Origin of the sequence: Streptomyces sp. NPDC004065 (assembly GCF_044903565.1) — a bacterium.
Classification (GTDB): Bacteria; Actinomycetota; Actinomycetes; order Streptomycetales; family Streptomycetaceae; genus Streptomyces.
This window is the reverse complement of sequence record NZ_JBJDQT010000034.1, coordinates 64423-87482: the sequence shown is the minus strand read 5'-3', so window position 1 is coordinate 87482 and position 23060 is coordinate 64423. Positions and strand designations below refer to the sequence as shown.

Genomic DNA, 23060 nt, shown 5'->3' with positions numbered 1-23060 from the left:
AGGTGAGTGAAGACGGCAATCTCCACTACGCCCGGAGGTCCCCCCATGATCAACAACCGACGGTAGGCGTGTCACCAACCTCCCGGCCGAGTACAGCTAGCGCCCCGCCCGCACGGGTAAAAGGCGCCCCAAGAAAACGCGCCCGCACCGGGCAACCCCGCCCCCACCCCGCGCGTCCCTACCGGTACGGGCGTACGGCACACCGCCGTACGCCCGGCCAGGAACGGGGAGGAAACCCAGGCCATGCCCGCGAGCCGACGCCGACGCAGACACCAGGGCCGCACCACCACGACCGCCGTCACCGCCGCGGCACTCGCCGCGCTCGCCCTCGGCGCGACCACCGCCTGCGACGCCGTGAACAAGGCGCTCGACTGCGTCCAGACCGCCGACGCCATCGCCGACAGCGTCACCGACCTCCAGCAGGCCGTGCAGAACGCGGCGAACGACCCCACCCGCACCGACGAGGCCCTCGCCGCGATCGACCGCAACCTGCGCAAGATCGGCGACAACACCGACGACGCCGACGTCAACAAGGCCGTCGACGACCTCGGCAAAGCCGTCGACAACGTCCGCACCGCCGTCCGCAACGGCGACCACACCCCGGACATCGCCCCCGTCACCGACGCGGCCGGCGAACTGACCAAGGTCTGCACCCCCTGATACTGGGAGCATGACCCGCCTGATCCTCGCCACCCGCAACGCCGGAAAGATCACCGAACTCAGGGAGATCCTGGCCGGCGCCGGCCTGCCCCACGAACTCATCGGCACCGACGCCTACCCCGACATCCCGGACGTCAAGGAGACCGGCGTCACCTTCGCCGAGAACGCCCTCCTCAAGGCGCACACCCTCGCCCGCGCCACCGGCCTGCCCGCCGTCGCCGACGACTCCGGCCTCTGCGTCGACGTCCTCGGCGGCGCCCCCGGCATCTTCTCCGCCCGCTGGTCCGGCCGGCACGGCGACGACCAGGCCAACCTCGACCTGCTGCTGGCCCAGCTCGCCGACATCACCGAGGAACACCGGGGCGCCCACTTCGCCTGCGCGGCCGCCCTCGCCCTGCCCGACGGCACCGAACGCGTGGTCGAGGGCCAGCTGCGCGGCCGCCTGCGCCACGCCCCCGCCGGCACCAACGGCTTCGGCTACGACCCGATCCTCCAGCCCGACGGCGAGACGAGAACCTGCGCGGAGCTGACCCCCGCCGAGAAGAACGCGATCAGCCACCGCGGCAAGGCGTTCCGAGCCCTGGTCCCGGTGGTACGGGAGCTGTTGGGCTGAGCCACAAAAAAGCCCCCCGCCTTAGATACGAAGGTGGGGGGCAGTGCGGCCGGTGGGATTCGAACCCACACGGGCTTTCGCCCAAGGGGACCTAAACCCCTCGCGTGCTACCTGATTTCGCCACGGCCGCGTTCCCGACATGTTACCGGTCGCTCGGGTTTCCCTATGCGGACCTCCTCCGTCCTCTGCACCAGGTGCTCGTGACGGCATGGCAATTGGGGCAGAGCAATCGCAGGTTCTCGCGCCGGTCGTCCCTCCAGTCGCCGTTGACGTGGTCGACCTCAAGAGTCATCGGTTTCCCGAGCCATTCCGGACCGACGCCGCACTCCGCGCATTCCTCCGGCACGCCGATCTCCTTGAGGGCCCGGCGCAGCACGGCGGTTCTCGTCCGGCGGGTTCCGTCGTGCCGGACGAGGATGTCCCGCGCGGGCCTGGCGAGTTCCGGGCGGGCCTTCCCCCGCTGATGGGCCTGCCCCAGGAAGTGCGTCGTCGTGAGACCGTCATCGGCGATCCACTGACGCAGCAGCGCACGCTGGCTTCCGCTGTCCGGGCGCCCCAGGCGGCGAAGGGTTCCCGCGATGGAGACCGACTCGGCCACCGCCGAGCGCAACTCGTCCCGTGTGGGGCGCGATGGTCTTCTGCTCGAGAAGTGCGAGATGTCGATCCCGAAGTGCGCGAAGCGCTTCACGAGGTGGCGACCGAGCTTGTCGTAGGGCTCGGTGCCGAAGTAGGCGATGACCTCCTCGACGCTGGAGCACTGGTCGGCCGCCTCGGCCAGTCGCTCGCGCGTGTAGCGCACCCCGCGCCTCATGAGACGCCTGCCCGGGTGTGCTTCTTGCCGCGACCACGAAAGGTGTCCGTCGTCGAATGGCAGTTGGGGCACAGGAACCGCAGGTTCTCGATCCGGTTGTCCCGATAGTTGCCGTCGATGTGGTCGACCTCCAGCGGGAGCGGCCGGCCCCGCCAGACAGGCGCGGAGCCGCACAGAGCGCAGCGCTCCTCGACACCGAGCTCGCGCATCGCCCACCTGAGGCGGTCGCTCTGGATGCGCCGGGTCTGCCCCGCCTCCTGCGCGACGAGCAGGCCCTCGGGCGTCCTGGGACGCCAGGGCTTGCCGCGTCTGGTCGGTACCTGGAAGTGCGAAGTGTCGATGCCGTACGCCCTGATCCGGCGGCTGATGTGCGTGTGGTGGCCGCCGACCACGTCGAGGCCGAGATGGCGCAGCACCTCGCACATGTTGGTCGAGGCCGCCACCGCCCGCTCCAGTACCTCGCGGGTCCACTTCACCCCCTCGCGTTCGAAGTGCGAGGTGTCCACGCCGAGCTTGCTCATCCGCGCGCGGACGTAGTGCCGTGTGGGACTCCTCGGGTCGTCCACCCCCAGCCTCGTCAGCGCCTCCGACAGATTCCGCGCCCCCCGTGCCGCTTCCTCCAGTCGCTCCCTGGTGTACGCGCTGGCCCTCATCCAGCCCCCTCCGTTCCGGCCGCGTGTTCGCGGGCTCGTACGGAGTAACGAACCGGTTATCGGACAGTCACGCATGGAATGCGGAGGCGGCCCGCGCCGGGGTTGCCGGGGCGGGCCGCCTCCGGGGGAGGGTGCGGGCGTGGGTCAGATGCCCAGGTCCTTGATGATCATGGCGACGTGGCCGGTGGCCTTGACGTTGTAGAGGGCGCGTTCCACCTTGCCCTCCTCGTCGACGATCACCGTGGAGCGGATGACGCCGACGACCGTCTTGCCGTAGAGCTTCTTCTCGCCGAAGGCGCCGTAGGCCTCCAGGACCCGCTTGTCGGGGTCGGCGAGGAGGGTGACCCGCAGGTTCTCCTTCTCGCGGAACTTCGCCAGCTTCTCCGGCTTGTCGGGGGAGATGCCGATCACGTCGTAGCCCGCGCCGGCCAGTACCTCGAGGTTGTCGGTGAAGTCGCAGGCCTGCTTGGTGCAGCCGGGGGTGAGGGCGGCCGGGTAGAAGTAGACGATGACCTTGCGGCCCTTGTGGTCGGCCAGCGACACCTCGTTGCCGTCGGCGTCGGGGAGGGTGAAGGCGGGGGCCGCGTCCCCGGGCTGGAGTCGCTCGGTCATCGAAGGTCGCTCCTCGTGCGTGTCCTGGTGCGTGCCAATACCGTGTCGCTCCGAGGGTAACCGGGGGTGCCGACGGTCCGTCCGGAGCGAGAGCTGACAGACTGTCCTGAACACGCATCAGTTGACTTCGGAGGCGGTACGGTGGCGGACACCGCGGACACCAGAACCCCGGCTGAGATCGAGGCGGACATCAGGCGCCGCCGCGAGGTGCTGGCCGAGACGCTCGACGAGATCGGGGTGCGGGTGCACCCCAGGACCATCGTCGGGGACGCGAAGGCCAAGGTCGTCTCCACCGTGGACCACACCGTCGGGCGGGCCTATGTGCAGGTCAACCGGGTGGTCACGGATGTGCGGGCGCAGTTCGTGGACGAGGAGGGCGCGCCCCGTCTGGAGCGGGTGGTGCCGGTCGCGCTGGTCGCCGTGGGGCTGGTGGGGCTGCTGGCCCTCGGCATGCGCAGGCGCCGGGGCTGACCCTGTCGCGCGCGGATACGTTCCAGGCAGGTAGGTTCGAGACGTGAGCGCCAACAGAAACGAGCACAGCACCCAGCACGACAAGCTTCCGATCCGGATGCTGCACGACCGGGTGCTGGTGCGGCAGGACACGAGTGAGGGCGAGCGGCGTTCGGGCGGCGGCATCCTCATCCCGGCGACGGCCGCGGTGGGACGCCGGCTGGCCTGGGCGGAGGTCGTCGCGGTGGGGCAGAACGTGCGGACCGTCGAGCCGGGCGACCGCGTGTTGTTCGACCCGGAGGACCGCGCCGAGGTGGAGGTCCGGGGCGTGCCGTACGTGCTCATGCGTGAGCGCGATCTGCACGCGGTGGCCGCGGACCGCTTCGAGGGCTCGCAGGACTCCACCGGGCTGTATCTGTAGGCCGACGCGGCGGCCGTGCCGCACGGACCGGGAATCGCGGAAGGGGCTGGTGACCGCGGTCACCAGCCCCTTCCGCGTGTGGTTCCGTGCGCCGGCCGGGCGCCGGCCGTGTGCCCGCCGCGCCGGCCGCGCCCGCCGCGCCGGCCGCGCCCGCGCCCGCTACGGCGTGTGCCAGCCCCCCTGCTGTCCCGCCACCGTCCCGGTGGTCGTGCCGCCGTCGCCGGTGCCGGTGGTGGTGCCGCCCTGGGTGCCCCCGTCCGTGCCTCCGCCGTCCGCGCCGCCGGTGCTCGTGTCGGTGCCGCCGGTGGTCGGTGATCCGCCGGTGCCGCCGCCGGTGGTGGGGGTGCCGCCGGTCGTGGGGCTGCCGCCGGTGGCGGTTCCGGGGGTGCCGGTGGTGCCGGTGGTGTCGCCGCCCGTCTGCCCCTGGGTCTGTCCCTGGTCCTGGCCCTGGGTGTCCTGCCCGCCGGTGGCGGTGCCGGGGGAGCTCTCGTCCCCGCTGGGGGAGGCGTCCGGGGTCCGGGACGGGACGGTGGAGGAGGGCGGCAGCTCGACACGGTCCGCGCCCGGCTGGAGTTCGAGGTCGAAGTCGCTGACCGGGGTGTTCTTCAGGGCGTTCCTGGTGAACTGCGCCCAGATCTCGGCGGGGGCGCCGCCGCCGTTGACGCGGGGCAGGCCCATGGCGCCGTAGAGGGGCTTGTGCGCGGCGGTGACCGGGTCCTGGCCCATCACGGAGACGACGGTGGCGAGGTCGGGTGTGTAGCCGGCGAACCAGGCGGCGGTGTCCTCCTCGGCGGTGCCGGTCTTTCCGGCGGCGGGCCGGCCGGCGTCCTGCGCGGCCGTGGCGGTGCCGTTCTGGACGACGGAGCGCAGCACCGAGGTGGTGGTGTCGGCGGCCTCGCGGGTGACGACGCGGGAGGCGGAGCGGTGGGGCAGCTGTACGGCGTCGGTTCCGTCCTTGGTGATCTTCTTGATCATCGTGTAGGTGCCGTGCTCGCCGTGGTTGGCGAGGGTGGCGTAGGCCTGGGCCATGTCCAGGACGCTCGCGGTGGCGGTGCCGAGCGCGATGGACGGGCCGCCGGCCAGGTCGGGGGTGTCGGCGGGGATGCCGAGGGCGGTCGCGGTCTCCTTGACCTTGTCGGCGCCGACGTCGACGGCCATCTGCGCGTAGACGGCGTTGACGGACTTGTCGGTGGCCTCCCGGACGGTGATGCTGCCGTAGGAGCGCTGGTCCTCGTTCTCGGGGGCGTAGGTGCCGCCGTTCCAGCCCTGGACGGGGCGCCCGTTGGTGCCGTCGTAGACGGTGTTGGGGGTGATGGGGCGGCCGTCGAGGGTCTCGGAGGCGTTCTGCACGGCCGAGGTGAAGACGAACGGCTTGAAGGTGGAGCCGACCTGGAAGTCCCTGCGGGTGGCGTTGTTGGTGTACTGCTTGACGTAGTCGATGCCGCCGTACATCGCGACCACCTGGCCGGTCTTCGGGTCGATGGCGGCGCCGCCGGCCCGGACGTAGGTGTCGACCTTGCGGTTCTTCCTGTCCAGGCGGGACATCAGGCGGTCGTCGACGGCCTTGACGAAGGCGTCCTGCTTGCTCTTGTGCAGGGTGGTGGTGATGCGGTAGCCGCCCGCGGCGAGTTCGTCCTCGCTGAGCATCTTGTTCTCGGCCAGGTAGTCCTTGACCGCCTTGACGATGTAGCCGCGCTGTCCGGACATGTTCGTCGGGACGGTGGCCTCCCGGGGCGTGGGGAACGTCGTTCCGGCCCGTTCGGAGGCGCTGAGCCAGCCCTGCTTGACCATGCCGTCCAGGACGTAGTTCCAGCGGGCCACGGCCGCGGCCTTGTTCTCCGGGTGGGCGGCGACGTCGTACTCGCTGGGCGCGTTGACGAGCGCGGCGAGGTAGGCGGCGCGGGCCGGGTCGAGGTCCTTGGCCTTGACGCCGTAGTACGCCTGGGCGGCGGCCTGGATGCCGTAGGCGTTGCGGCCGAAGTAGCTGGTGTTCAGGTAGCCCTCGAGGATCTCGGCCTTGGACACGTTGCGGTCCAGCTTGATCGCGATGAAGAACTCCTTCACCTTGCGGGTGACGGTCTGTTCCTGGCCCAGGTAGTAGTTCTTCACGTACTGCTGGGTGATCGTGGAGCCGGACTGCCTGCCCTTGCCGGTGGCGGTGTTCCAGGCGGCGCGCACCATCGCCTTGGGGTCGACGGCGGACTCGGTGTAGAAGTCGCGGTCCTCGGCGGCGAGTACGGCGTGCTGGGCGTCCATGGAGATCTGGGACAGGTCGACGTTCTCCCGGTTGATGGTGCCGTCGCGGGTGATCTCGGTGCCGTCGGCGTAGAGGTAGACGTTGGCCTGCTTCACGGCCAGGGCGTTGGCGGGGGGAATCTTGACCAGCGAGTATCCGAGCACGAACGCGCCGGCGACGAGCATCACCGTGATGATGAACCCGCCGAGCAGCATCCGCCAGGTCGGCAGCAACCGCCGCAATCCGCTCCGTCTGCCGCGCCGCGCGGCCTTCCCGCCGGGGGAGCCGGCCCCGGCCCCGGCGCCGGCAGAGGCGCCGGCGGCGGCGACGGTGGTTCCGGGCGCACCGGCGGTACCGGGCGCGACGGCGGCCTGAGCCGCCTGGGCGGCCCGGACTGTCCGGGCCGCCTGGGCCGCTTGGGCGGCTCGGTCGGCGGGGCGCGCGGCTCGAGCCGCGGCGGGGGCGGCGGGGCCGGCGGGCGCCGAGCCCTGCGCGGCGGCTGCCGGGAGTTCGGCGGTGGCGGCCGACGCGTCGGAGGGGGTGGTCCCGGCTTCCAGCGGCTGTGTGTCCGCGTCCGTGACCCGGACCCATGCGGGGCCGGGACCTCGGGTGAGCGCTCCCGCGGAGCCCTTCGCGGAGGCCGTGGCTCCGGTCGGACCCGGGGCCGGCCCGGCGACCGGAGCGTCGGCGACGGAGTCCGCCGGGCTCGTGGCATCCGCCGGGCGCTTGGCCTCCGCCGGGCGCTTGGCCGGATCCTTGCCGGGGGCGCGGTCCGAACGCTTGGCCGAGACGTCCGTCCCACCGTCCGCCGGAGCATCCGCCGGGTCCTCGGCCGCGGCCTCCTCCGAACCCTCGGCCGCGGCGTCCGCCGGGTCCCCGGAGGCGCCGTTCGGCGAGCCCTCCGGGGCGGCCTCCGCCGAGCCACCAGAGCCACCTGAGTCACCAGAGCCACCTGGGTCACCTCGGTCACCTGAGTCACCTGAGTCACCTGAGTCACCGCCACCCGAGCCACCCGAGTCACCCGAGTCCCCGGAGTCACCAGGGGCGTCGGGCGCGTCGTCCGCCGAGGCCGCGGGCCCGGTGTTCTCCGAGCGCCCGGGCCCGGTGTCCGCCGGGTCGTCGGGCGCGGCGCCGGCCGGGGGCTCGGCGGAGTCCGGGGTGTCGGCCGCGCGGTGCGGGGCCGGGGCCGGTGGCCGGTTCTCCGGTGCCCCGGCCTGCTTCGGCTGCTGCGGCTGCGGCTCGTCGGTCATGTCGTGCACGGACTCCTGTTTTCGCCTCGTACGTCGCCGTACGCCCTCATGCGCGTTCTGCGCCCCCGGATGAAGACTGCCGTACCAAGCGTTCCGTTCCCGGTCACGGCGATCCGGCGGGCCGGAAAAAACGCGTGGCGCGCGGCCTTCCGCGCGCACTAGGCTCCTGCGCTTCGGTGTCGGCGGACCTGGGAGGGCGGTTGACGTGAGCGCTGGGCGGTTGTACGCGGCCGTCGCGGCGGGGGGATTCAGACGGTACGCGACGTATCGGACGGCCACCGCCGCCGGGGTGTTCACCAACACGGTTTTCGGCCTGATCCTCGTCCACACCTACCTGGCCCTGTGGGACGTGCGCCCGCACCTGGGCGGGTACGACCGGGCCCAGGCCGTGACGTACGTGTGGCTGGGCCAGGCGTTCCTGGCGGCGCTCGCGCTGGGGGGCGGCGGCGCGGAGGACGAGCTGATGGAACGCATCCGTACGGGTGACATCGCCATCGACCTGTACCGGCCCGCCGACCTCCAGCTGTGGTGGCTGGCCGCCGACCTGGGCCGGGGCGTCTTCCAACTGCTCGGCCGCGGTGTGCTGCCCTTCGTGTTCGGCGCGCTGTTCTTCCCCGTGGACCTCCCGGCCGACGTGCTGACCTGGCTGGCGTTCGCCGCCGCGGTGGTGCTGGCCATGCTGGTCGGCTTCGGCATCCGCTTCCTGGTGGCGCTGAGCGCCTTCTGGCTGCTGGACGGCACGGGCGTGGTGCAGATGGCGTGGCTGGCCGGTGTCTTCTGCTCGGGGATGCTGCTGCCGCTGAACGTCTTCCCTGGCGCCCTGGGGGAGGTCGTCCGCGTGCTGCCGTGGTCGTCGCTGCTCCAGGCCCCCGCCGACGTCCTGCTGGGCCGCGCGGACCCGCTGGGCACCTACGCCTTCCAGGGGGCGTGGGCGGTGTGCCTGCTGGCCGCGGGGCGGCTGCTGCAGTCCGCGGCGACCCGGCGGGTGGTGGTCCAGGGTGGCTGAGGCGCTGCGGACGTACCGTCTGGTCGCCGCGATGTGGGTGCGGTCCACGATGGCCTACCGCGCCTCGTTCGTCATGACGACGTTCGGCAACTTCGCCGCGACCGCGCTCGACTTCGTGGCGATCCTGCTGATGTTCTCCCGCGTGGACGCCCTCGGCGGCTACACGCTGCCCGAGGTCGCCTTCCTCTACGGCCTGTCCAGCACCGCCTTCGGCCTGGCCGACCTGGCGATCGGCTCGATGGACCGGCTGGGGCGGCGGGTGCGCGACGGCACCCTGGACACCCTGCTGGTGCGCCCGGCGCCGGTCCTGGCGCAGATCGCCGCCGACCGTTTCGCGCTGCGCCGCCTCGGCCGGGTCATCCAGGGCGCGCTGGTCCTGGCCTGGGCGCTGGGCCGGCTGGAGGTGGCCTGGACGCCGGCGAAGCTGCTGCTGATGCCGGTGGCGGTGGTCAGCGGCTGCGGCATCTTCTGCGCGGTGTTCGTGGCGGGCGCCGCCTTCCAGTTCGCCGCCCAGGACGCCTCCGAGGTGCAGAACGCGTTCACCTACGGCGGCACCACGCTGCTGCAGTACCCGCCGACGGTGTTCGGGCAGGAACTGGTGCGCGGGGTGACGTTCGTGCTGCCGCTGGCGTTCGTCAACTGGCTGCCCGCGCTGTACGTGCTCGGGCGGCCGTATCCGCTCGGCCTGCCGCAGTGGACGGCGTTCGCGCCGCCCCTGGTGGCGGTGGGCTGCTGTGCGCTGGCGGGGGCGGCCTGGCGGGCGGGCCTGCGGTCGTATCGGAGCACGGGCAGCTGAGTCGTATCGGAGTACGGGCGGCTGAGTCGTATCGGAGCACGGGCGGCTGAGAGAGGCGGGCGGACATGACGGCGGACATGACGGCGGGCACGGAGGCGGCGACGGCCGCGGACAGTGCGGGCGGCGCGACCGGCGCGGACGGGATCCTCATCGAACTCGACCGGGTCGAGAAGGTGTTCGAGGTGCGCAGGAAGACCGGGTTTCTGCGGCGCGAGCGGCGGCAGGTGCGGGCGGTCGACTCGCTCTCCTTCACCGTGCGGCGCGGCGAGATGGTCGGTTACATCGGGCCGAACGGCGCCGGCAAGTCGACGACGATCAAGATGCTCACCGGCATCCTCACCCCGAGCGGCGGCCGGCTGCGGGTGGCCGGCATCGACCCGTCCCGCGAGCGCACCCGCCTCGCCCGTCGCATCGGCGTGGTCTTCGGGCAGCGGACGACGCTGTGGTGGGACCTGCCGCTGATCGACTCCTACCGGCTGATGCACCGCATGTACCGCATCCCCGACGCCCGTTACCGCGAGAACCTCGACCGGTGCGTGGAACTGCTCCAGCTGGCCGACCTGTTGCAGGTCCCGGTGCGCCAGCTCTCGCTGGGCCAGAGGATGCGCGGCGACATCGCGGCGGCCCTGCTGCACGAGCCGGAGGTGCTCTACCTCGACGAGCCGACCATCGGCCTGGACGTCGTCAGCAAGGCCAGGGTCCGTGACTTCCTGCGCGACCTGAACGCCGAACGCGCCACCACCGTCCTGCTGACCACGCACGACCTGCAGGACATCGAGCAGTTGTGCTCACGGGTGATGGTCATCGACCACGGGCGCCTGATGTACGACGGCCCGCTCGCCGGGCTGCACGAGGCGGGCGGGAGCGAACGCGTCCTGGTGGTCGACCTGGAGCGCGAACTGCCGCCGGTTCAGGTGCCGCCGGCGCGGGTGGTGCGCGTGGAGGGCCCGCGGCAGTGGCTGGCCTTCCCCGCGGGGGAGTCGGCGGCGCCGCTCGTGGCGCGGATCGCGGCCGGTTACCCGCTGGTGGACCTGTCGGTGCGGGAGCCGGACATCGAGGCGGTCATCGCGAAGATGTACGCGGGGAAAGCGGTCTCGTAGGCTGCTCCCATGACGGAGGACCTGCCGGAGCTTCGCGCTTCCGACGCCGATCGTGAACGAGTCGCCGAGCACCTGCGGGACGCCCTGGCGGAGGGCCGGCTCGACATGGAGGAGTTCGAGGAACGGCTCGACGCGACGTACAAGGCACGGACGTACGCCGAACTCGCCCCCATCACCCGGGACCTGCCCGTGCCGGGGGTGAGCGCCCCCGCGGTGAGCATGGTCAAGGAGCCCGCCGGGAGCGGGAGCTGGGCGCAGCGCGTGGTCGGCGGCGAGGGTTCGTCGTCGTGGGCCGTCGCCGTGATGTCCGGGTTCCAGCGCAAGGGGCGCTGGACCGTGCCCCGGCGCTTCAACTGCTTCACCTTCTGGGGCGGCGGCGAGATCGACCTGCGCGAGGCGAACTTCGCCGGCCCCGAGGTCGAGATCAACTGCATCGCCATCATGGGCGGGGTGCAGGTGACCGTGCCGCCCGGCGTGGAGGTGGTGGTGCGCGGCATCGGCGTCATGGGCGGCTTCGACCACCGCGAGGAGGGAGCGCCGGGCGAGCCGGGCGCCCCGCGCGTGGTGGTGACCGGCTTCGCCTTCTGGGGCGGGGTGGGGGTCGAGCGCAAACTCACCAGGGCCGAACGCCTCCGCGTCAAGGAGCAGCGCCGGCAGGAGCGTCTGGACCGCAGGGCGGAGCGCCGCGAACTGCAGGCCTCGCGCCGCGAGGAGCGCTGGGAGGCGAGGGAGCGCCGCCGGGACGAGCGCAGGCCGTAGCCACGGGGGCCGCGGCCGTCCGGCCGGGGCGGCCCCGGCTGTCCGATCCGGGTGGCCTCGGCCGGATGAGCCACTGGTGGGCGCGGGCCCCCGCGCAGCGCGCCGCGCCCTGGAGCGCAGCCGCGCCGCGCCCTACAGTTCGGCCCGGACCGCCCCCTTCAGCACGGCCAGGTCGAGGAACTCGCCCATCCGCCGGTACCCCAGGTCGCTGGGGTGCAGATGGTCCCCGCAGTCGTACGGCGCGCGCAGCCGCCGGGGGTCGTAGGGGTCCCGCAGCGCCGCGTCGAAGTCGACCACCGCGTCGAACACCCGCCCGGACCGGATCTCCGCGTTGACCTGCTGCCGCACCGCCTCGCGGGCGTCGGTGTAGCCGCGGTGCCCGCGGAACGGCATCAGCGTCGCGCCGACCGCCTTCAGTCCGCGGGCGTGCGCCTGGCGCACCAGCGTCCGCAGCCCGTCGGTGATCCCCGCCGGATCGCCCGCCCCCGGATGGCGCAGGATGTCGTTGACGCCGAGGTCGATCACGACGACCTTGGCGTTGGCCCGCTCCAGCACGTCCCGCCGGAACCGGCCGAGCCCGCTGGGGTTGTCCGCGGGCCGCCCGGAGCCTTCCGCGGGCCGCCGGGAGTCGCCGGTGGGCCGCGCGGGGCCGTCGGCCAGGACCCGGTTGCCGCTGATGCCCTCGTTGACGACGCTGTAGCGCGGCACGTCCCGTCCGGCGGCGGCCGCGGCCCGCAGCCGCCCGGACAGGACGTCGGGCCAGCGGCGGTTCGCGCCGGTGGTCGAGGCGACGCCGTCGGTGATCGAGTCGCCGAAGGCGACGACGGTGCCGTCGGCCTCGTTGCTGAGCACGTCCAGCGCGGTCAGATAGCGCCAGTACCGCGTCGGCTCGGTGTAGGGCGTCCCGGTCACGTCCTCGGTGCGGTCCCCGCGGGCGAGGTAGGAGATCTGGCGGGCGGCCGGGTGGTAGGTGACCGGTCCGGACGGGGTGGGGGAGTAGGTGGTGACCAGGACGTCCCCGCCCCGCGGTACGGCGACGCGCACGGCGTCGCTGATCACCTGCCCGCCGGCCGGTACGACGACGGTGGCCGCGCCGGAGAAGGTGAGCCGCCGCATCGTTCCCGCGGCGGCCGCGGCGGTGCCCGGGCGGGCGGCGACCGCCAGGGAGGCGTGGGTGACGGTCAGCGGTGAGCGGCCGTAGAGATTGGACAGCGTGATACGGGCACTCGTACCCGCGACGCCCGCGTGGACGACGTTGCGCACCGAGCGGCCCGCCATCCCGACGGCCGCGGTGCCCGGCTCGGCGGCGGCCGGTGCGGTGGCCCAGGCGCCGACCCAGGTGCCGGTGGAGGCGGGGGCGGCGGAGCCGCGCGGGGCACGGCCGGCGGCGGGGCCACCCGCGGGTGCGCCGTCGCCGTGGGCCACCGAGACGTACAGGGCGGCGGACAGGCCCGTGATCAGGGCCACGATCGCGGCCGGCAGGGCATAACCATGACACTTGGCCATGCGGGTGTTGTTCTCCTAGGGCGATGGGAGCCTCGGGCTCCGGTGTGCTCGGGCTCCGATCCGGACGAGCTCATGATGCGTCATGAACCCGGGGGCAGGTTGACAGGGCCCTGCCGACAGTCCCCCTCCGGACAGACGCCGGGAACTCCTGTCCTGTTCCGGGAGTCGGTCAGGCAGGGACAATTGTGTGCGGGATCACCCAATGCGATCACCGCATGCGATCACCGGATGCGATCACCGAGTGATCGCGAAGGCGGTCGCGGACACGGACGCGGACGCGGTCGCGGTGACGGTCGCGGACGCGGTCGCCGAGCGGCCGTCGAACGGCCACCGAACGGCTGGAGTGGGATGGAACGAACGACACGGACCGGCACCGGGGCGGCGGACGCCCCCGCAGGGCAGGACACCCCCGCGGCGCCGGGCGCCGCCGCGCGCCGCGCGATGACCGTGTTCAGCCCCGCCGACGAGGAGCGGCGGCGCGGGGTGCGCCGTATGAAGCTCACCGCGACCGGACTGCTGCTGCTCGTGGCCGTGGTCTACGTCCTCGCCAAGTGGGGCCAGCACGCGGGCGCCGGCGCCTGGGCGGGCTATGTGGCCGCGGCCGCCGAGGCGGGCATGGTCGGCGCGCTCGCCGACTGGTTCGCGGTCACCGCGCTCTTCCGCCACCCGCTCGGCCTGCCCATCCCGCACACCGCGATCATCCCCACCAAGAAGGACCAGCTCGGCGTCTCCCTCGGCGAGTTCGTCGGCGAGAACTTCCTCTCCGAGGACGTCGTACGCCAGCGGCTGCGCGCCGTGGGCATCGGCAGCCGCCTCGGCGCCTGGCTCGCCGTCCCCGAGCACGCCGACCGGGTGACGGCGGAACTGGCCACCGCGCTGCGCGGCGCCCTCACCGTGCTGCGCGACTCCGACGTGCAGGCGGTGGTCGGCGAGGCCATCACCCGCCGGGCGGGGGTGCAGGAGGTCGCGCCCGGCCTCGGCAAGATGCTGGAGAAGGTCGTCGCCGACGGCGGCCACCGGCGCGTCGTCGACCTGATCGTCAACCGCGCCCACGACTGGCTGGTGCTGCACAGCGACTCCGTGATGGACGCCGTGCAGGGCGGCGCGCCCGGCTGGACGCCGAAGTTCGTCGACCGCAAGGTCGGCGAGCGCGTCTACAAGGAGCTGCTGCGCTTCGTCACCGAGATGCGCGACATGCCGAGCCACCCCGCGCGCGGCGCCCTCGACCGCTTCCTCACGGACTTCGCCGCCGACCTGCAGTCCGACAGCGAGACCCGGGCCCGGGTGGAACGCCTCAAGAGCGAGGTGCTCGGCCGCGGCGAGGTCCAGGACCTCATCGCGTCCGCCTGGACCGCCGTACGGTCCATGATCGTCGCGGCGGCGGAGGACGAGCGCAGCGAACTGCGCCTGCGGGTGCGCGCCTCCCTGCTCTCGCTCGGCGCGCGGATGGCGGTCGACCCCAAGGCGCAGGGCAAGGTGGACCGCTGGGTGGAGGGCGCGGCGGTGTACGTGGTGACGACGTACCGCAAGGAGATCACCTCCCTGATCACGGACACGGTCGCAGGCTGGGACGCCGAGCACACCACCCGCAAGATCGAGGCCCACATCGGCCGCGACCTGCAGTTCATCCGGATCAACGGCACGGTGGTGGGCTCCCTGGCGGGCCTGCTGATCTACACGGTCTCGCGCGCGCTGGGCGCCTAGCGCCGCGACCGGGCGGTCCCGCAAGCACCTGCCCGCCGCTCGGCCCGGGCGTGTGGGGGGCGCGCCCGCACGGCCCCGGCCCTGGCGCGCCGCGCGTGCCCGGGCGGCCCCGCGAGCACCGTGCCCGCCGCGCGGCCCTGGCCTGTGGCGCACGCCCCGGCGGTCCCGGCCCGGGCGTGCCGAGCGCGCCCCGGCGGTCCCGGCCCGGGCGGCCCCGCGAGCACCGTGCCCGCCGCGCGGCCCTGGCCTGTGGCGCACGCCCCTGCGGTCCCGGCCCGGGCGTGCCGAGCGCGCCCCTGCGGTCCCGGCCCGGGCGTGCCGCGCCGCTTCGGGGGAACCCGCTTTGGCGTTCCGCTCGGCGAGGAGGGAGCCCATGAGCAGTGCTGAGGCCGCGACCGGCCGTACCGTGACCACCAATATCCCCGCCAGACTCGACCGCCTCCCCTGGTCGCGCTGGCACTGGACGATCGTCGTCGGTCTCGGCACCGTGTGGATCCTCGACGGCCTGGAGGTCACGGTCGTCGGCAACATCGCCGGCCGTCTGTCCGAGCCCGGCAGCGGCCTCGCGATCAGCTCCGGTCAGGTCACCGGCGTGGCCGCCGCGCTGTATGTGGCGGGTGCCTGCATCGGCGCCCTGTTCTGGGGCCGGATGACCGACCGCTTCGGCCGCAAGAAGCTCTTCATGATCACCCTGGCGGTGTATCTCGCGGCCACGGCCCTCACCGCGATCTCCTTCGACGCCTGGTGGTTCTTCCTCTTCCGCTTCCTGACCGGCTTCGGCATCGGCGGTGAGTACGCGGCGATCAACTCGGCGATCGACGAGCTGATCCCGGCCAAGTACCGCGGCCGGGTCGACCTGATCATCAACGGCAGCTTCTGGATCGGCGCGGTCGGCGGTTCCCTGCTGTCGATCCTCGCCCTGAACACCGGCATCCTGGCCGCGAACCTCGGCTGGCGGCTGACGTTCGCCCTGGGCGCCGTCCTCGCCCTGGTCATCCTGCTGGTCCGCCGGCACGTCCCGGAGAGCCCGCGCTGGCTGCTGATCCACGGCAGGGACCGCGAGGCGGAGGACGTGGTCGGCGCCATCGAACGCGAGGTGGAGCGGGAGCACGGCGGACCCCTCCCGCAGGCGCACGGCGAGCTCACCATCCACCAGCGCCGCAGCGTGTCCTTCCTGGAGATCGGCCGGACCGTCTTCGCCGACTACCGCAGGCGCGCCGTCCTCGGCTTCTCCCTCTTCATCGGCCAGGCGTTCCTCTACAACGCCATCACCTTCGGCTTCGGCGCGATCCTGACCAAGTTCTTCGACGTGCCCGCCGGCCACACCGGCTACTACTTCGCCGTCATCGCGGTCGGCAACTTCCTGGGGCCGCTGCTGCTCGGCCGGCTCTTCGACACGGTCGGCCGCCGGGTGATGATCTCCTCCACCTACCTGCTGTCCGGTCTGCTGCTGTTCGGCACCGCCTGGCTCTTCGGCCGCGGCTCGCTGAGCGCCACCACGCTCACCGCCTGCTGGTGCGTGGTGCTGTTCTTCGCCTCGGCCGGCGCCTCCAGCGCGTACCTCACGGTCTCCGAGGTCTTCCCGATGGAGACCCGCGCGATGTCCATCGCCTTCTTCTACGCCCTCGGCACCGCGGCCGGCGGCATCAGCGGCCCGCTGCTGTTCGCCGACCTCACCGGCACCGGCAAGGTCGGCGACACGGTCCTGGCCTTCCAGATCGGCGCGGGCCTGATGTGTGCGGCGGGCCTGGTCGCGGCCTTCCTCGCGGTCAACGCCGAGCGCCGTTCCCTGGAGGACATCGCCAAGCCGCTCACGGCGGTGACGCAGAAGGCGCGGGCGGCCACCGCCGCCCAGGGCCGGGACGTCACGCCCCCGTCGTCGAGCCCGGCCTGACGATCATCAGCACCGTCACCGCGGCCCACAGCAGGTTGAACACCCCGGTGACCATCGCCAGCCGGACCGTGGCCCGGCCGTCCCGGGAGGCCGGCCGGGCCACGGCGGCACCCACGCCCTCCACGAGGGCGGTCTGGCGCGGCAGGACGAGCGCGCCCAGGACGAGCGCGGCGAGCGCCGTCAGCACGATCGAGGCGATCAGCCAGGCGTCGCCCAGCACCCCCATGCTGCTCGCCGTGCCGAAGCCGAACACGGGAACGGCGACGCCGACGACGGCGTACACCCGGCAGACGCGGTGCAGCAGCAGGACGGTCTCCGCCGCCCGCGGATCGTCCGGCGAGGCCAGCGCGCGGCGCGCCGCGGGCGGGAACATGCCGGCGGCGACGGTGACGGGCCCGATCGCGACGATCGCGGCGAGGACGTGCACGGCGAGAAGGAACTTGGTCACGCCCCGACGCTAAGGCGGGCCACCGATCATGAAGAAGTGGCGAGAGTGCCAGGTATCGACGGATTCCCGCCACTGCCCGTGCCCCCGCGCCCCGCGCGTGCCTACGCTCCCGCCATGCACTCCGTGGCCGTTCTGGCGCTGGACCAGGTGATCCCCTTCGACCTCTCCGCCCCCATCGACACCTTCGGCTGGGCCCGGCTGCCCGACGGCCGCAACGCCTACGAGGTCAAGGTCTGCTCACCGGGGCCGGTCTGCTCGCCGGCGCCGCAGGTCACCGCGGCCGGCGGCGTGTTCACCGTCCAGGCGCCGTACGGCCTTCAGGCCCTGGCCGAGGCCGACACGATCATCCTGCCCGGACTGGCCGACCCCACCGCCCCGCTCCCGCCGGGCGTGCCGGAGGCGCTGCGCGCGGCGGCGCGCTCGGGCACGCGCATCGCGTCGATCTGCGTGGGCGCGTTCGTCCTCGCCGCCACGGGCCTGCTGGACGGCCACCGCGCCACGACCCACTGGGCCGCGGCCCGGCAACTGGCCGAGCTCCACCCGGAGGTGACCGTCGACCCGAACGTGCTCTACGTGGACAACGGTCAGTTCCTGACCTCGGCGGGCGCCGCGGCCGCCCTGGACATGTGCCTGCACATGATCCGCAAGGACTTCGGCTCGGCGGTCGCCGCCCACGCGGCCCGGATGTCCGTCATGCCGCTGGAACGGGAGGGCGGACAGGCGCAGTTCATCGTCCACGAGCTGCCGCCGGCCCCCGCGGGCGCCACCCTGGAGCCGCTGCTGCGCTGGCTGGAGGGCCACTGCGAGCGCGACCTGACCCTGGAGGAGATCGCGGCCCACGCGGGCATGAGCACCCGTACCCTCAACCGCCGGTTCCGCGAGCAGACCGGCACCACGCCCCTGCAGTGGCTGCACCGGGCGCGGGTACGGCGCGCCCAGCACCTGCTGGAGACGACGCCGTACCCGGTGGAGCGGATCGCGGCCCAGACCGGCTTCGGCTCCCCGACGGCGTTCCGGGAACGCTTCCGCCGGGTGGTGGGCACCAGCCCGCGGGCGTACCGCATGTCGTTCCGGACCACCCGCGGATGACGATCCGCCGACCCGCCGCCCCGCTGACCCGCCGCCCCGCCGATCCGCGTACCTGCCGGCCAGCCGCGCGAAGTGACGGACGATACGGACGTTACGGGTGACGCCGGTCGGCGACGGCCCAGGAGGCGAGGGCGACGGCCCCCGCGACGCCGAACACGGACGGCCAGGCGCCGACCTTCTTGGCCAGCGGGTGAGATCCGGCGAACGCGGCGACGTACGCGGCGGTGAGCGCCCCGGCAGCCCTGCCGCCCGCCCGCTGCCGCCACTGCTGTGCGGCCGCGGCCCCGGCGACCGCGAGCACGGCCCCGCCGAGCTGCCGCTTCTTGGTCCAGCGGGCCACGCCGTACCCGCCGACGAGCCCGCTCGCGGCGACCGCTGCCGCAGGAATCCTGGCCATGATGTGCCTCCCGTTTCGTAGGACGAACCGAGGCTAACCCCGCTCCCCGGCCGCCCGGCGCGCGCCCCACAGGGCCGCACAGCCGGGCCGCACAGCCGGCCGCCGGCACCGGCCGGGGCGAGTGAGACGCAGACCACACGCAAGGGGCGCGGCGGCCCGTCACACATCCGCTCCCGCCTCCGTCGTACCTGTGCAAGCACGAAACACAGCAACAAAGAGGAGCCCGTGATGGAAGCCCGCCTCAACCTCTACGCCAACCCGGTCACGGCCAAGTTCTTCCGCTACATCAACTCCGCGGGCAAGGTCCTGTCGGACTCGCCGCTGCCGGCCTCCACCCAGGAACTGGTGAAGATCCGCGCCAGCCAGATCAACGGCTGCGGCTTCTGCACCGACATGCACACCAAGGACGCGGCGGCCGCCGGCGAGACCGCGCAGCGGCTGCACCTGATCGCGACCTGGCGGGAGGCCACGGTGTTCACCGAGGCCGAGCGCGCCGCCCTGGACCTGGTGGAGCAGGGCACCCGTATCGCGGACGCCGCGGGTGGCGTCCCCGACGACGTCTGGGCGAACGCCGTCAAGCACTACGACGAGGACCAGCTGGCCGCCCTGGTGTCGCTGGTCGCGCTGATCAACGCCTACAACCGCATGAACGTCATCGTCCAGCGGCCGGCGGGCGACTACCAGCCCGGCATGTTCGGCTGACCCGCGAGAACCGGGACCCCCCCGAGACACCCCCTGAGACCCCCGAGATACACCGGCGGCCCGACGGCCCGTACCCGCACCAGGGTCCGGGCCGTCAGGCCGTCGGGGCGCCGGGGCGCCGGCCGGTCTGACCTGCGCACACGCACGAGGAACGAGTGGCGCCCGCAGAACATGAGTCCAGGCTTGTCAACTTTCATCGTGCGAGCTATATAAGAGGTACAAGGGCATCGCAAAGGTAGCGCCTACGAAAGGAGTGACCCGTGATGCTCGTGCGTACCGACCCGTTCCGCGAGTTCGACCGCCTCGCGCAGCAGGTTTTCGGCCCGGCCCGCCCCGGCCAGATGGCGATGGACGCCTACCGCTCCGGGGACGACTTCATCGTCCACTTCGATCTCCCCGGGGTCGACCCGGAAACCATCGACCTCGACGTCGAGCGCAACGTCCTGAACATCCGCGCCGAGCGCAAGTCGCCCGCCCCCGAGGGCACGGAAATGCTCGTCGCCGAGCGCCCCACGGGTACCTTCACCCGCCAGCTGTTCCTCGGTGACACCCTCGACACCGAGCGCATCGACGCCTCGTACGACGCCGGCGTCCTCACGCTGCGCATCCCGGTGGCCGAGCAGGCCAAGCCGCGCAAGATCCACATCAGCGGCGGCAGCGACCGCAAGCAGATCACCGGCTGAGCCGCGTCGCCGCCCAGCGCGCGGCGCACCGAACCCCAGCGTCCCGCGGACCGTCCGTGGCCCGGTCCGCGGGACGCCCGTACGTACCCGACCGCGTACCCGCACATACGCGAACGGACGGACCCGACGGACCCGGACGGACCTTGGCGGAGGAGGCCCGCACGATGACGCAGACCGCGACGATGACGCCGAGCGCGACGATCACGCCGACCGCGCCCATCCGCGAGGAGGCGCGCGGCGAGCCAGTTGGACGGACCTGACGGAGAAGGTGAAGGAGGCCGGCCAGTACCCGACCAGGGCGGAGGCGGAACGGGTCAGCCGCATCGTCCTGTCGGCCCTGGGCGGCCACGTCACCGGCGAGGAGCGCGTGGACCTGGCGCAGACCCTCCCGGAGGAGGCGGCCAGGGTGATCGCCTCCCAGATCCCGGTCACCCGGCCCCTGACGGCCGCGGCCTTCGTGGAGGCGGTGGCGGCCCGCATCGAGGGCTCCACGCCCGCCACGGCCCGCTGGGACGTCAGCTCCGTCCTGAGCGTGGTGGCCGACCTCATCGACGAAGAACTGCTGCGCCGCGTCCTGGCCCAACTCCCGCCGGGCTACGCCCTGCTGTTCGGCCGAGCGCAACTCGCACCCCCGAACTGCTGACGTACGACGCCGCCGGCGGCCCCGCACCCGCCGGGGGTGGACGCCGCGCCGGCGGCGCCCGCCGGCACGGCGGGCGTCAGCCGGCGGCCCGCTTCACCAGCTCGGTGATCCGCGCCTCGTCGGCGTCCGTCAGCTCCTCGGTCAGCGCGAACGCGGTCGGCCACATCGCGCCGTCGTCCAGCCGGGCCGGGTCGTTGAACCCCAGCGTCGAGTACCGGGCCTTGAACTTCGCCGAACACTGGAAGAAGCAGACGACCTTGCCGTCCCTGGCGTACGCGGGCATCCCGTACCAGAGCTTGGGCGTGAGCTGCGGAGCGGCCGCGGTGACGAGGGCGTGCACCCGCTCTGCGAGCGCGCGGTCGCCCTCCCCCATCTCGGCGATCTTCGCCAGCACCTCACTCGCGCCGTCCGCCTTCGCGGCCCCGCGCCGGCCCTTGCGCACCTCCTGAGCACGCTCCTTCAGCGCGGCGCGCTCCTCAGCAGTGAACTCCGTATCGCTCACGGCGACCTCCGTCCGACCCAGTCCTCGTGCTCCCCCTGCGGGACACCCCCGATGCTAGAAGCCCGGGACACGCCCCGGCTTCTCCAAAACTGACCAGGACGCCGGCCTCGTGGCCTACTTCGATCCGCCCTCGGCTATCCGTCCGCACACCGGCCACCCCCCTGGGGCACCATCCCCGCGGGCCTCACCAGCGCCTTGTGACAGGACGCTCGGCCTGTACGCCGGACTCGTCCCGTCGTTCCCCTCCTGCGGACGCAACTGCCTCAACTACTCGTCCAGTCGCAACGCCGGCTCGACCGTTGGCCGTTGCACCTGCTTGTCAGGTGCTGTGTGTCTCCGAGTCGCCAGGTGGTCGAACGACGACCACCCACTGGCCTTACACGATGACCTTGCCAACAGGTAACTTTCGAGTACGCACATGAGGGAGGGGTTTTGGAAGCAAGGAACCGTAGCCTGAAGGATTGGCTGGGGGCCGTCAGGACAGGCCAGGTGCAACTACCGCGCTTCCAGCGGTTCGAGGCTTGGAGCTATTCGCAAGTTCAAAGCTTGTTGGAGAGCGTGCTGAACGACTTGCCGATTGGTGCGATGTTCGTTCTTCAAGTGGAAGGTAATCCTCCATTCCACCCTCGGCCGATAAACACGGGACCTGCGGGGGGTAAGGTAAGCGAGCTTCTCCTGGATGGGCAGCAGCGCATCACAGCCCTCTGGAAAAGCTTGCAGAGCAATTATCCTGAACGCGAGTACTTCGTCAGCTCTCAAGAAAGAACCGATTACGGCGGGATAGCGGTGCAGGCGGTCAAGATTAGCCTCAGAAAGGGTAATCGGTACCCTCTCTGGGTCGATGACCCCGCTAAGCTGCTTGAGCGCGGGCTTATCCCCGTTCGCCTCCTCCTGCCTGACGAGGAGGCGAACGAACAGGCGCTGGAATGGATCAAGACAGCTTGCGGTGATGACCAAAAGCGTGTTGTCGAGCTGATCATGCAGGTGAATAAATGGAGATCGCGATTCTCCTCCTTCAACATCCCTTTCCTGTCGCTACCCGCAGGCACTAGCCCGGCTCAGGTACTTGAGGTATTCACGCGAATCAACACAGGTTCGACCCCTCTTTCGGTTTTCGACATCATTACCGCAGACATAGAGCAAGCGGTCGGCGAATCGCTGCATGACCTGCTGGAAAGCCTCAATGGCCGAGTTCCAGGCCTGGCTAGGTACGGCGACGTACAGGACATTGTCCTGCGCGCCGCAACGTTGATGCAGGACAAGACGCCCGACCGCCCGAGCATCCTCAGCCTTGACTGGGATTTGGTCGTGCAAAACTGGCCGCGACTTGTTTCAGGCGCAGAGAGGGCGGTTCAGTTCCTAGAAGCGGAGAAGGTCCTTGATGGAGCCCGACTCCCCATATTCACCGTCGTTCCAGCGCTGATTTCCCTGTGGTCGCATGGCGACAACCTCACTCCAGACCGACTGGGAGAGGCGCGAACGCTGCTGCGCAAGTTCATGTGGCGCGGGTTCTTCACTGAGCGTTACGAAAGCAGTGCCCATTCGTCGGTAATTCAGGATGTGCGCGAGCTCACGAAGGCCATACGTGACGGTGTCGCCAACGTGAATCCTCCAATCTTCACTTCTGAGCTGCCAAGCATGCAGGATCTGAAGGAAGCCGGTTGGCCGAAGAAGAAGGATCGCCTTGCTCGTGCGATCCTGCTGGTTAGCCTTCAGGGTGGTGCCACCGATTTGGCGGACGGTGAGGCTATTACGGTGCTCAACGCTTCCCGGCGAGAGTATCACCACATCTTTCCTGATGCGTACCTGAAGGAAAGTCAGTCCTCAATCGATGCGAACCTTGCTCTGAACTGCGCGCTGATCACCTGGAAAACGAACAGGACCATACACGATAAGGCGCCCTTGGTTTACATGAGAGATCGAGCGGAAGCCAACAGTCTGGGTGATGATGAAACGGTATTCAGGCTGAAGTCGCATGCCATGCCGGAAAAGCCTCTGCGGCAAAATGATTACGAGGAATTCATTGAGGAGAGGGCAAAGGTCGTCGCAGTCGCCATGGAGGCCTTGACAAACGGCAAGCCCTGGAGTCCGTGATCCTCGGTGCGGTTGAGTGACGGTCCATTGG

General features: G+C 71.7%; 23 protein-coding genes and 1 tRNA gene. 15 read left to right on the top strand and 9 right to left on the bottom strand.

Features of this window, described 5'->3' with window-relative positions; genetic code table 11:
* Positions 1-243 precede the first annotated feature (243 nt).
* Together ACI2LW_RS29220 and rdgB are read left to right on the top strand one after the other, a co-directional pair.
* Positions 244-660, top strand: a complete 417-nt coding sequence (locus tag ACI2LW_RS29220; RefSeq protein WP_404734233.1) for a hypothetical protein — start codon at positions 244-246, stop codon at positions 658-660.
* A gap of 10 nt (positions 661-670) precedes the next feature.
* Positions 671-1273 (top strand): RdgB/HAM1 family non-canonical purine NTP pyrophosphatase, encoded by a 603-nt coding sequence (gene rdgB, locus ACI2LW_RS29215; RefSeq protein ID WP_404734232.1) that lies wholly within the window; start codon positions 671-673, stop codon positions 1271-1273.
* Between the two features lie 44 nt (positions 1274-1317).
* On the opposite strand, the gene ACI2LW_RS29210 is transcribed toward rdgB, so the two are convergent.
* From ACI2LW_RS29210 to bcp, 4 genes are all read right to left on the bottom strand, one after another.
* Positions 1318-1403 (bottom strand) — tRNA-Leu (locus ACI2LW_RS29210).
* 33 nt (positions 1404-1436) lie between these two features.
* Complete coding sequence (locus ACI2LW_RS29205; protein WP_404734231.1) at positions 1437-2084, bottom strand: HNH endonuclease; 648 nt, start codon at positions 2082-2084, stop codon at positions 1437-1439.
* Complete coding sequence (locus tag ACI2LW_RS29200) at positions 2081-2737, bottom strand: HNH endonuclease signature motif containing protein (protein WP_404734230.1); 657 nt, start codon at positions 2735-2737, stop codon at positions 2081-2083. Before ACI2LW_RS29200 ends, ACI2LW_RS29205 begins: the two co-directional genes overlap by 4 nt.
* 144 nt (positions 2738-2881) lie before the next feature.
* Positions 2882-3349 (bottom strand): thioredoxin-dependent thiol peroxidase, encoded by a 468-nt coding sequence (gene bcp / locus ACI2LW_RS29195; protein WP_404734229.1) that lies wholly within the window; start codon positions 3347-3349, stop codon positions 2882-2884.
* A 141-nt stretch (positions 3350-3490) separates the two neighbouring features.
* Between bcp and ACI2LW_RS29190 the strand changes: the two genes are divergently transcribed.
* Positions 3491-3820, top strand: a complete 330-nt coding sequence (locus tag ACI2LW_RS29190) for a DUF3618 domain-containing protein (RefSeq protein ID WP_404734228.1) — start codon at positions 3491-3493, stop codon at positions 3818-3820.
* Between the two features lie 43 nt (positions 3821-3863).
* Positions 3864-4220 (top strand): GroES family chaperonin, encoded by a 357-nt coding sequence (locus ACI2LW_RS29185; RefSeq protein ID WP_404734227.1) that lies wholly within the window; start codon positions 3864-3866, stop codon positions 4218-4220.
* 159 nt (positions 4221-4379) lie between these two features.
* Here the strand turns inward: ACI2LW_RS29185 and ACI2LW_RS29180 are convergent, their stop codons facing one another.
* Entirely contained in the window at positions 4380-6689 is a 2310-nt protein-coding gene (locus tag ACI2LW_RS29180) for a transglycosylase domain-containing protein (protein WP_404734226.1), read from the bottom strand.
* Between the two features lie 1222 nt (positions 6690-7911).
* Between ACI2LW_RS29180 and ACI2LW_RS29175 the strand changes: the two genes are divergently transcribed.
* The 4 genes from ACI2LW_RS29175 (at position 7912) to ACI2LW_RS29160 (ending at position 11367) form a co-directional block, all read left to right on the top strand.
* Complete coding sequence (locus ACI2LW_RS29175; protein ID WP_404734225.1) at positions 7912-8712, top strand: ABC transporter permease; 801 nt, start codon at positions 7912-7914, stop codon at positions 8710-8712.
* Positions 8705-9508: an ABC transporter permease gene (locus tag ACI2LW_RS29170; RefSeq protein WP_404734224.1), complete on the top strand. Its 804-nt coding sequence runs from the start codon at positions 8705-8707 to the stop codon at positions 9506-9508. Before ACI2LW_RS29175 ends, ACI2LW_RS29170 begins: the two co-directional genes overlap by 8 nt.
* A 65-nt stretch (positions 9509-9573) precedes the next feature.
* Positions 9574-10608, top strand: coding sequence for an ATP-binding cassette domain-containing protein (locus ACI2LW_RS29165; protein ID WP_404734223.1), 1035 nt, complete (start codon positions 9574-9576; stop codon positions 10606-10608).
* 9 nt (positions 10609-10617) lie between these two features.
* On the top strand, positions 10618-11367 hold the full coding sequence (locus tag ACI2LW_RS29160) for a DUF1707 domain-containing protein (protein WP_404734222.1): 750 nt from the start codon (positions 10618-10620) through the stop codon (positions 11365-11367).
* 132 nt (positions 11368-11499) lie between these two features.
* Here the strand turns inward: ACI2LW_RS29160 and ACI2LW_RS29155 are convergent, their stop codons facing one another.
* Positions 11500-12873, bottom strand: a complete 1374-nt coding sequence (locus ACI2LW_RS29155; protein WP_404734221.1) for an SGNH/GDSL hydrolase family protein — start codon at positions 12871-12873, stop codon at positions 11500-11502.
* A 348-nt stretch (positions 12874-13221) separates the two neighbouring features.
* Between ACI2LW_RS29155 and ACI2LW_RS29150 the strand changes: the two genes are divergently transcribed.
* Positions 13222-14577, top strand: coding sequence for a DUF445 domain-containing protein (locus ACI2LW_RS29150; RefSeq protein WP_404734220.1), 1356 nt, complete (start codon positions 13222-13224; stop codon positions 14575-14577).
* Positions 14578-14950: 373 nt separating this feature from the next.
* Positions 14951-16471 (top strand): MFS transporter, encoded by a 1521-nt coding sequence (locus tag ACI2LW_RS29145; protein ID WP_404734219.1) that lies wholly within the window; start codon positions 14951-14953, stop codon positions 16469-16471.
* On the opposite strand, the gene ACI2LW_RS29140 is transcribed toward ACI2LW_RS29145, so the two are convergent.
* Positions 16443-16919, bottom strand: coding sequence for a hypothetical protein (locus ACI2LW_RS29140; protein ID WP_404734218.1), 477 nt, complete (start codon positions 16917-16919; stop codon positions 16443-16445). The genes ACI2LW_RS29145 and ACI2LW_RS29140 overlap by 29 nt on opposite strands.
* A 114-nt stretch (positions 16920-17033) precedes the next feature.
* Here ACI2LW_RS29140 and ACI2LW_RS29135 point away from each other — a divergent pair, with 114 nt between their 5' ends.
* Entirely contained in the window at positions 17034-18008 is a 975-nt protein-coding gene (locus tag ACI2LW_RS29135; RefSeq protein ID WP_404734217.1) for a GlxA family transcriptional regulator, read from the top strand.
* 91 nt (positions 18009-18099) lie between these two features.
* Here the strand turns inward: ACI2LW_RS29135 and ACI2LW_RS29130 are convergent, their stop codons facing one another.
* Positions 18100-18405 carry a hypothetical protein gene (locus ACI2LW_RS29130; RefSeq protein WP_404734216.1) on the bottom strand — a complete coding sequence of 102 codons (306 nt, stop codon included), beginning with the start codon at positions 18403-18405 and terminating at the stop codon, positions 18100-18102.
* A gap of 228 nt (positions 18406-18633) precedes the next feature.
* On the opposite strand from ACI2LW_RS29130, the gene ACI2LW_RS29125 reads away from it, so the two are divergent.
* From ACI2LW_RS29125 to ACI2LW_RS29115, 3 genes are all read left to right on the top strand, one after another.
* Entirely contained in the window at positions 18634-19107 is a 474-nt protein-coding gene (locus ACI2LW_RS29125; RefSeq protein ID WP_404734215.1) for a carboxymuconolactone decarboxylase family protein, read from the top strand.
* 263 nt (positions 19108-19370) lie between these two features.
* Positions 19371-19790 (top strand): Hsp20/alpha crystallin family protein, encoded by a 420-nt coding sequence (locus tag ACI2LW_RS29120; RefSeq protein WP_404734240.1) that lies wholly within the window; start codon positions 19371-19373, stop codon positions 19788-19790.
* 268 nt (positions 19791-20058) lie between these two features.
* Positions 20059-20433: a DUF2267 domain-containing protein gene (locus tag ACI2LW_RS29115; protein ID WP_404734214.1), complete on the top strand. Its 375-nt coding sequence runs from the start codon at positions 20059-20061 to the stop codon at positions 20431-20433.
* A 76-nt stretch (positions 20434-20509) separates the two neighbouring features.
* Here ACI2LW_RS29115 and ACI2LW_RS29110 read toward each other — a convergent pair whose 3' ends face one another.
* Positions 20510-20935, bottom strand: coding sequence for an iron chaperone (locus ACI2LW_RS29110; protein WP_404734213.1), 426 nt, complete (start codon positions 20933-20935; stop codon positions 20510-20512).
* 432 nt (positions 20936-21367) lie between these two features.
* On the opposite strand from ACI2LW_RS29110, the gene ACI2LW_RS29105 reads away from it, so the two are divergent.
* A complete protein-coding gene (locus tag ACI2LW_RS29105) occupies positions 21368-23029 on the top strand; it encodes a DUF262 domain-containing protein (RefSeq protein WP_404734212.1) in 1662 nt (553 codons plus the stop codon).
* Positions 23030-23060 lie beyond the last annotated feature (31 nt).

Coding starts and splice junctions, on each gene's coding strand:
- ACI2LW_RS29165 (WP_404734223.1), top strand. CDS start 9,574: ATGACGGCGGACATGACGGCGGGCACGGAGGCGGCGACGGCCGCGGAC.
- ACI2LW_RS29205 (WP_404734231.1), bottom strand. CDS start 2,084: ATGAGGCGCGGGGTGCGCTACACGCGCGAGCGACTGGCCGAGGCGGCC.
- ACI2LW_RS29200 (WP_404734230.1), bottom strand. CDS start 2,737: ATGAGGGCCAGCGCGTACACCAGGGAGCGACTGGAGGAAGCGGCACGG.
- bcp (WP_404734229.1), bottom strand. CDS start 3,349: ATGACCGAGCGACTCCAGCCCGGGGACGCGGCCCCCGCCTTCACCCTC.
- ACI2LW_RS29125 (WP_404734215.1), top strand. CDS start 18,634: ATGGAAGCCCGCCTCAACCTCTACGCCAACCCGGTCACGGCCAAGTTC.
- ACI2LW_RS29160 (WP_404734222.1), top strand. CDS start 10,618: ATGACGGAGGACCTGCCGGAGCTTCGCGCTTCCGACGCCGATCGTGAA.
- ACI2LW_RS29150 (WP_404734220.1), top strand. CDS start 13,222: ATGGAACGAACGACACGGACCGGCACCGGGGCGGCGGACGCCCCCGCA.
- ACI2LW_RS29130 (WP_404734216.1), bottom strand. CDS start 18,405: ATGGCCAGGATTCCTGCGGCAGCGGTCGCCGCGAGCGGGCTCGTCGGC.
- rdgB (WP_404734232.1), top strand. CDS start 671: ATGACCCGCCTGATCCTCGCCACCCGCAACGCCGGAAAGATCACCGAA.
- ACI2LW_RS29145 (WP_404734219.1), top strand. CDS start 14,951: ATGAGCAGTGCTGAGGCCGCGACCGGCCGTACCGTGACCACCAATATC.
- ACI2LW_RS29220 (WP_404734233.1), top strand. CDS start 244: ATGCCCGCGAGCCGACGCCGACGCAGACACCAGGGCCGCACCACCACG.
- ACI2LW_RS29120 (WP_404734240.1), top strand. CDS start 19,371: ATGCTCGTGCGTACCGACCCGTTCCGCGAGTTCGACCGCCTCGCGCAG.
- ACI2LW_RS29155 (WP_404734221.1), bottom strand. CDS start 12,873: ATGGCCAAGTGTCATGGTTATGCCCTGCCGGCCGCGATCGTGGCCCTG.
- ACI2LW_RS29135 (WP_404734217.1), top strand. CDS start 17,034: ATGCACTCCGTGGCCGTTCTGGCGCTGGACCAGGTGATCCCCTTCGAC.